Source organism: Campylobacter concisus UNSWCS (assembly GCF_000466685.1).
GTDB lineage: Bacteria > Campylobacterota > Campylobacteria > Campylobacterales > Campylobacteraceae > Campylobacter_A > Campylobacter_A concisus_A.
Genome location: NZ_ANNG01000032.1, coordinates 1 through 592, shown reverse-complemented (window position 1 = coordinate 592; position 592 = coordinate 1). Strand labels below are relative to the sequence as shown.

Genomic DNA, 592 nt, shown 5'->3' with positions numbered 1-592 from the left:
AACTTTGGTTGATACCTTTATGTTCTGCTCTAAATTTAAGGGGTAGCTACCAAGTGCGTTTATCATCTAATATCCTTTTAGCTTCATACCAAAGATATCGTCTTTTTTGTAAAAAGATTTATTTTTCCAAGGCTTTTTAGTATGCATAAATTTACTCCTAAACTCTCGTATCCACCTTTTTATAAAGCCTATCTTTACTAGATATGTCTTTAAATTTAAGGTCATTTTCAAGGTAAGTAATGTTGTAAATTTCTTTGGTGGTGATACTTTTACCGTTTTCAAGCCCGATTAGGAATTTACTTGTAAATTTATCAGAGAGGTTTTTAACATCAGTATCACGTTCAAGGCCAAAGATAGCATACTCCATATCTAGTTTACGCTCTTTTGCTCTTTTAGCTGTGCTCTTTAACGCCATTAAGTAGCTACTGTTTGCATACATCTTAAAAAGCTGACATTTGAAGTGAAAATTTGCACCGCGTTTGAAGCCTTTTGGCACGCTTATTTTAGACCAATCATCAAAATTAAGATAACGTCATGCGAACTTTTTTATTAGCTAAACCACAAGTTAGATAAGAAGCATATACCTTTAACA

Annotated in this window: 1 protein-coding gene; it reads right to left on the bottom strand. The window is 32.8% G+C overall.

Annotated features, from left to right (window positions below):
* Window positions 1–157: 157 nt before the first annotated feature.
* The gene (locus UNSWCS_RS07590) at window positions 158–496 is read right to left on the bottom strand and encodes a hypothetical protein (protein WP_035143717.1); all 339 of its coding nucleotides are present in this window, start codon (window positions 494–496) and stop codon (window positions 158–160) included.
* Window positions 497–592: the final 96 nt, after the last annotated feature.